Below are 6325 nucleotides of genomic sequence, written 5' to 3' on the forward strand. Positions count from 1 at the left end.
ATATAATGGACTGGATTGTTAATTGTGACCATATGATAATATTTGCTGTTCAACACAATATAGTTGCTGAATGGCTTACTCCCTTTATGCGTGTCATATCCTTTGTAGGTGAGTATGCCTTTATGTGGATTGTCGTGGGGAGTGTGTTATGCTGCAGCAAAAAGTACCGCCGCACAGGTATCGCTGTTTTACTGGGTGTAGCTTTCACTCATCTGGTAGGAAATGAACTCATTAAACACATTGTCATGAGGCAGAGGCCGTGCTTTGATTTTGCGGGGGTGTCAGTTTTGCCTGTACTTCCCCCTGTGGACAGCTTTTCCTTTCCCTCAGGACATACCTTCAGTTCTTTTGCGGCAGCAACTGCCTTGTTGAGTGCCGGGAATAAAAAGTGGTCCCTGTTGGGATTTGCCATAGCCTTTATAATGGGATTTTCCAGAATCTATCTCTTTGTCCATTATCCAAGCGATGTAATGACAGGAATGGTTTTGGGAATTCTTTTTGGGCTGATTGCCTGGAAGCTGGCATTTTCTTTAAAAAAAAATAATGTTACGGATTCGGAATATAGCTGAATCTGATTTTGCTATTTTTGCAGAAAAGCAGGTCACTTGTTTTTCTGCATTTTTTTATATAAAATAATGAATATAAAGTTATAAAAATTAGGTTTTGGAGAAAATAACCTATGAATATTAAGAATGAACAAAGCCAAATATTAAATGAACGCCAGCAGGAAATTGTGGGGGAAACAGAAAAGAATCTTCTTTTGGTGGCCTCAGCCGGAACGGGGAAAACCAATACCATAGCTCACCGCATAGGAAATATTATAGGTTCCGGCAAGGCATCTCCTGAGCAGATTGCATGCCTTACATTTACCAACAAGGCCTGCAGTGAAATGAAAAACAGGGTAGTTGATGTTTTGGGGGATGCAGGCAATGATGTGATGATCAGGACCTTCCATGGTTTTTGTTATGAAATCATCCGTTGGGAAGCCAAGAGGGCAGATATAGGTATTGCCAGTGATTCTGTAATCTTTGATGAAGATGATTGCCTGGAACTGATAAAAAATATCCCTGAATTTGATATGATTAATTCTCATAGGGGCTGGGCAGGTGCAGTGCAGAGAATGATGGCCCTGTTCAAGGAATATCGGGGGGAATATGATTATTTTTCCGATGATTTAAGCAAGGATTATCAGAGGGTTATTGACCGGCTGATAATGGATATGGGAACCAGAGTAGAGGATGCCAGCCGTGTTGACAACAGATCCTGTGGTGACCTTATCATGTTGTTTCAGGGTGATGGCGGCAGACTTATGTCAATATATGATAATGCGCTTCGTAAGGCTCATGTTCTGGATTTTTCTGATTTGATCAATATAGCCTTTTATCTGCTAAAATCACCGGAAATAAAAACTCGGTGGCAAAATGCCTTTAAGTTTTGGTGCGTTGATGAAGTACAGGACACAAGCAGGCTGGAATACTGTGTGCTGGAGCAATTATTTGGCAGAAGCAACATCATCATGTGTGGTGATTTCTTTCAGACTATATATGAATGGCGTGGTTCGCAGCCTGATTTAATTTTTAAAAAGTATATACGGGATTTTTCACCGAAAATTGTAGTTTATAGTAAAAACTACCGTTCCACGAGAATACTTCTGAACAGTTCATATGAGTACCTGAAAAAGACATTTCCTGAAAGGGTGAGTCAATTATTTCAGGAGGATGCCCAGTCTATGAGTGAAGATTATGGGGAGAAAATAATTTGTACTGCACAGCCAAGCAGTTACATGGAAGCCGATTGGATATACCACAGACTTCAACAGCTGAAGCCGAAGGATTTGTCCAGGGTATGTATCCTGACCAGGGCAAATACATATAACAGAAAATTATCGGAGTCGTTCATCAGGATTATTGAGCAGCGTAAGGAAAATCAGTTAAAAGCCGGGAGGGATTTTACAGATTTTCCATTGGAATTTATGCTGGTGGATGAGTTTCATTTTTTCCGCAGGAAGGAAATAAAGGATGTATTGGCAGTTTTTAATATACTGTTAAATGAGTGGGATGATATAAGCCTGTGCCGTGTGGCCAAGGAATATGCTTCAGGAATTGGTGAGAAAACAATTGAACGCATCAAATCTGACGAAGCAGTAAGTCTGGGTATCCGTCCAAGTGATATGCTCCATCCTTCCACCACAAAATACAATGAGCCTTTTGAAATGCTGAGAAGGGAACTGGAGAGGGAAAATGTCGTTGTCTTTGATGTAGAGTCCACCGGGCTGGATACTGCAAATGATGAAATTATACAGATAGCTGCCATACGACTCAATAAAGAGGGTGAAATGGTGGATAAAATCAATTTGCTGTTAAAGGCAGGTAAGCCTGTAGGTCAATCTGTTCATACACATCATATTACTGATGAAATGCTTCAAGCTGAAGGAATTGATCCGGCAATGGCATTGAGTCAATTTCTTGATTTTGCAAGAGACAGTGTAATTGTAGGACATAATGTAGGATATGACCTGTCTATTTTGGCAAGTCAGCTCAACAGGCTGGGAATGGGGGGGCTGGAGACCCTGGCCCACTATGATACATTGGATCTCTTTCGTCGATTTTATCCCGAGCTGCCCAATCACAAGCTTTCCACAATAGGTGAATTCTGCAGGGTCAGTCATAAATCTACCCATGATGCTTATGATGATATATGCGCTACCGGTGAATGCCTGATTTATGTGGTTAATAACAAGATTATCAAGGGAATTGATGAGCGTCGCCGCTTTTTTGCCAGATATTCGAAGCAGTTTGCCCGGTTTGCCCAGGAAATAAGCACTTACAGGCAGTATATGTCTGAAATGAGACCCCAGGATTTGATGCACAGGATAATTTCCGAAATGGGTATACTTAGTAAATACCAAAAGGAAGATGCCTCGAATATTTCCGGCAAAGGCACAAGGAAGGTAGAAAACCTCCGCCAGCTGTATCGTTTTATCCGGGAACGGGATAATCTGTCAGAGTCATGCCAGGACAGGATAAAGGCACTTCTAAATATAACTTCCCTATCCAATACGGAATTTGACCTAATGCTGACGGAGCATCCTAAAATACCTGTTATTACAGTGCACCAGGCTAAGGGGCTTGAATTTGATTATGTATTTTTTGCAGGACTGCAGGAGGGGGTATTCCCCAGCTTCTTCTCATTGCGGTCAGGGGTTATGGAGGAGGAAGCCAGATTGTTTTATGTGGGTATAACCAGAGCCAAAAAAGGATTATATCTGTCTTATACCCTTGGGCGGGAAAAGCATTCCACTCCATGTCGGTTTATAAATAGTCTTCCGGCAGAAAATATTCAAAGAGTATAGGGCTAAGGCATTTTGTTTTTTTGTTCCGGAGGGGATGCTGTAAATAGACAATTGGCTGTCAAAAACAGGTGCAGTTATTTTTCTTTGGTAATGAAACTGATTATCATATAATATATAGGTAATAAATTATTGTTTGTTAGTACTTATTGTAAAAAAGCCTTTATTTTTCTGTATTTCAACTGCTTTAGGTCTATTTTTTATAATATTTCTATGGTATAATATGAAATAATAATAATTGTGGGGGGATAAATTATGCCATTAGTTGATACCAAGGAAATGTTCGATAAAGCATATGCAGGTGGATATGCAATAGGCGCATTTAATGTAAACAATATGGAAATTGTTCAGGGTATTATGAGTGCAGCGGAGGAGACCAAGTCACCTGTTATTTTGCAGGCATCGGCTGGTGCCAGAAAATATGCCGGCTCAGAATATCTGGTAGGGTTGGTGCAATCTGCATTGCGTGTAAGTAGCGTACCGGTAGCCCTGCATTTGGACCATGGCGCTGATTTTGATATCTGCAAGGCTTGTATCGACAGCGGTTTTACTTCTGTTATGATTGATGGATCTTCACTTCCTTTTAACGATAATGTGGAACTTACCAAGAAGGTTGTGGAATACGCTCATGCAAATGGAGTAGTGGTAGAGGGAGAGTTGGGACAGTTATCAGGTATTGAGGATGATGTTAATGTGTCCCATGAAAATGCTTCATATACCCAGCCGGATGAGGTTGAGGAATTTGTAAGCCGTACAGGAGTTGATTCCCTGGCTATTGCAATAGGAACCAGCCATGGGGCTTTCAAGTTTAAACCTGAACAGTGCACCAGAAACGCTGAGGGCGTATTGGTACCACCTGAGCTTCGGTTTGATATCCTGGAGGACATCAGTAACAGATTACCTAAGTTCCCAATTGTTTTGCACGGAGCTTCATCAGTAGTTCCAAGATTTGTTGAACTGATTAATAAGTACGGTGGTGCTCTCACTGATGCCATTGGCATTCCTGAGGATCAGCTTCGCAAGGCAGCACATAGCTCAGTGTGCAAGATAAATATTGATTCTGATATGCGTTTGGCTCTGACTGCAGGAATCCGTGAGCATATGGCTACTCACCCTGATCATTTTGATCCTCGCCAGTATCTCAAACCTGCACGCCAGTACATTCATGATATTGTACTTCATAAGATAAAGAATGTATTGGGTTCTGATGGTAAAGCATAATATGTAACATAAAAAGTGGATGTGAGTGTTGTCACATCCACTTTTTTTTGAAAGGCTTTCCCCGTCAATTAATTATCTTTTACGGTGTCATATCCATACTGAAGCATCTTTTTCACCGGAGGCAATGATATGAATATGACTGTTAAGGCAGCTTCTGCAGCAATATAGCTGAAATTATAGGCGAGAGAATAGAGAAATGCACTGTTATAATATTCCGGTGCATAATAAGCAAAAAAAAGACACCCTGAGATAACTGCAAAAAAGAGCCTTCCGCAACAGCCGATCAGGTAGGCCCAGATTAATTTATCAGGAGTATTCTTTACCAGCCCGGAAAGGCCTAAGGCTCCAAAGGCAAGAATGTAGTCAACTATTACCTGAGGGATACTGAGAATGTATGGAAAAAACATAAACTGTAAAATACCAAAGGCTATTCCTGTCAGTATTCCGGTACGAAGTCCGTATATATGACCTATTATGGCAATGAATAGCATACTGCAGGGAGTTACTGTCCCGCCCATGGGCATTGAAAATAGTGGAATCAATGATGTTATGAAGGCCATTGAAACAGCAATGGCAGGAAATGTAATCCGTTTGGCATTTATTTTTGTGGTCATGGTATTCCCCCTACTGATTGTTTATTGAATTAGCCTGTCTTTATTTTATCACAAAAACAGTTATATTGATTTTATCTTTTTTGGTGTGGAGGCGTTAGAATTTAGAATAATTAATTTATTTTATCACATTAAATAAGCAGGATATCATACAATAATTGACGAAGTTCGATTAAGAGCAGATTATTGCCGGGAGGGATTTATATGCCGTTTTGCCATAATTGTGGTGCTAAGTGTGATAGTGATTCAAAGTTTTGCAGTGTTTGCGGAACCAAGCTGATGGATCTAAATGGACGGAATCAGGCCGGAACGGCCAATTCTGTAAATTATATAGCTATAGACAATATGAAAAATATGTTGGGATTTTGGCAGCCGTTACCTGATTACCGCAGTGTACTGAACCAATTCCAGACACAGCCGGATATCACGGGTGAAAAGGAGATGGCTGATAAGCTGATGACCATCGCCAAACATTATCAGGAGATTGACAAGCTGAGGACTTCCATTGGTGGAGTTAATGTTGGGATGGGAGCCGGATTGGCTGGCGGAGCTGTTCCACAGGGGGTTCAGGGGCAGCCTGTTCAGCAGGGCTATGGAAATGGATATGGTGGTGCAATGCTGGCCGGCGCCGGTGGTGCCATGGTGGGAATGGCAGTAGGTCATGCCATGGCTGGTAATAATACCGCCTATGCTGCCCAGCCCGGTGCGCAGCCACCTCCTGTGGCACCGGCACCAGCACCAGCACCGGCTGATGGAGGAGGGGGATTCTTTTTCGTTTCAGGGGATGCGGTGAATAATGTTACGGATAATATTTCATCAGCGGGCAGTGCTGTAGTAGATACTGTATCAAGTGCTGCCGATACAGCGGCGGATACCGTCGCGGACGCTGCCAGTGACCTGGCTGATGCCGGAAGTGAAGTTGCTGACGGTGCAAGCAGCTTTGTAGAGGATCTGTTGGATTTATTTTAAACAGTACTGTTATGCTTGCTGGATTATAGTTCATAGTTATAACGAGCTTTAAGATGTCCCCTTCCTCTTTAGGTGGGGGAAAACAAACTACAACAGCTGGCGAGCATATCTCCCAGCTCGTTGAAACGCTAATTGGAAGATTTTTCTTCTAAAGAAGAAAAATTTGAACAATGGC

Annotated in this window: 6 protein-coding genes; 5 read left to right on the top strand and 1 reads right to left on the bottom strand. The window is 41.8% G+C overall.

Annotated elements, in window-relative coordinates:
- The 3 genes from K6C05_RS01300 to fba form a co-directional block, all read left to right on the top strand.
- The coding region (locus K6C05_RS01300; RefSeq protein WP_296730505.1) for a phosphatase PAP2 family protein at nucleotides 1-569 on the top strand (569 nt) is incomplete at its 5' end.
- 110 nt (nucleotides 570-679) lie between these two features.
- Complete coding sequence (locus K6C05_RS01305; protein ID WP_296730507.1) at nucleotides 680-3352, top strand: 3'-5' exonuclease; 2673 nt, start codon at nucleotides 680-682, stop codon at nucleotides 3350-3352.
- Between the two features lie 252 nt (nucleotides 3353-3604).
- Nucleotides 3605-4570 carry a class II fructose-1,6-bisphosphate aldolase gene (gene fba, locus K6C05_RS01310; RefSeq protein WP_296730509.1) on the top strand — a complete coding sequence of 322 codons (966 nt, stop codon included), beginning with the start codon at nucleotides 3605-3607 and terminating at the stop codon, nucleotides 4568-4570.
- 68 nt (nucleotides 4571-4638) lie between these two features.
- Here the strand turns inward: fba and K6C05_RS01315 are convergent, their stop codons facing one another.
- A complete protein-coding gene (locus tag K6C05_RS01315) occupies nucleotides 4639-5088 on the bottom strand; it encodes an energy-coupled thiamine transporter ThiT (protein WP_296730511.1) in 450 nt (149 codons plus the stop codon).
- On the opposite strand from K6C05_RS01315, the gene K6C05_RS01320 reads away from it, so the two are divergent.
- Nucleotides 5087-5212, top strand: a complete 126-nt coding sequence (locus K6C05_RS01320) for a hypothetical protein (protein WP_296730513.1) — start codon at nucleotides 5087-5089, stop codon at nucleotides 5210-5212. The genes K6C05_RS01315 and K6C05_RS01320 overlap by 2 nt on opposite strands.
- A gap of 173 nt (nucleotides 5213-5385) precedes the next feature.
- Entirely contained in the window at nucleotides 5386-6150 is a 765-nt protein-coding gene (locus tag K6C05_RS01325; protein ID WP_296730515.1) for a zinc ribbon domain-containing protein, read from the top strand.
- Nucleotides 6151-6325: the final 175 nt, after the last annotated feature.

It is taken from the genome of Anaerovibrio sp., assembly GCF_024697385.1.
GTDB lineage: Bacteria > Bacillota > Negativicutes > Selenomonadales > Selenomonadaceae > Anaerovibrio.

Excerpts from the sequence above, each read along its gene's own strand:
- K6C05_RS01305 (WP_296730507.1), top strand. The coding sequence starts at position 680 with ATGAATATTAAGAATGAACAAAGCCAAATATTAAATGAACGCCAGCAG.
- fba (WP_296730509.1), top strand. The coding sequence starts at position 3,605 with ATGCCATTAGTTGATACCAAGGAAATGTTCGATAAAGCATATGCAGGT.
- K6C05_RS01320 (WP_296730513.1), top strand. The coding sequence starts at position 5,087 with ATGGGCATTGAAAATAGTGGAATCAATGATGTTATGAAGGCCATTGAA.
- K6C05_RS01315 (WP_296730511.1), bottom strand. The coding sequence starts at position 5,088 with ATGGGCGGGACAGTAACTCCCTGCAGTATGCTATTCATTGCCATAATA.
- K6C05_RS01325 (WP_296730515.1), top strand. The coding sequence starts at position 5,386 with ATGCCGTTTTGCCATAATTGTGGTGCTAAGTGTGATAGTGATTCAAAG.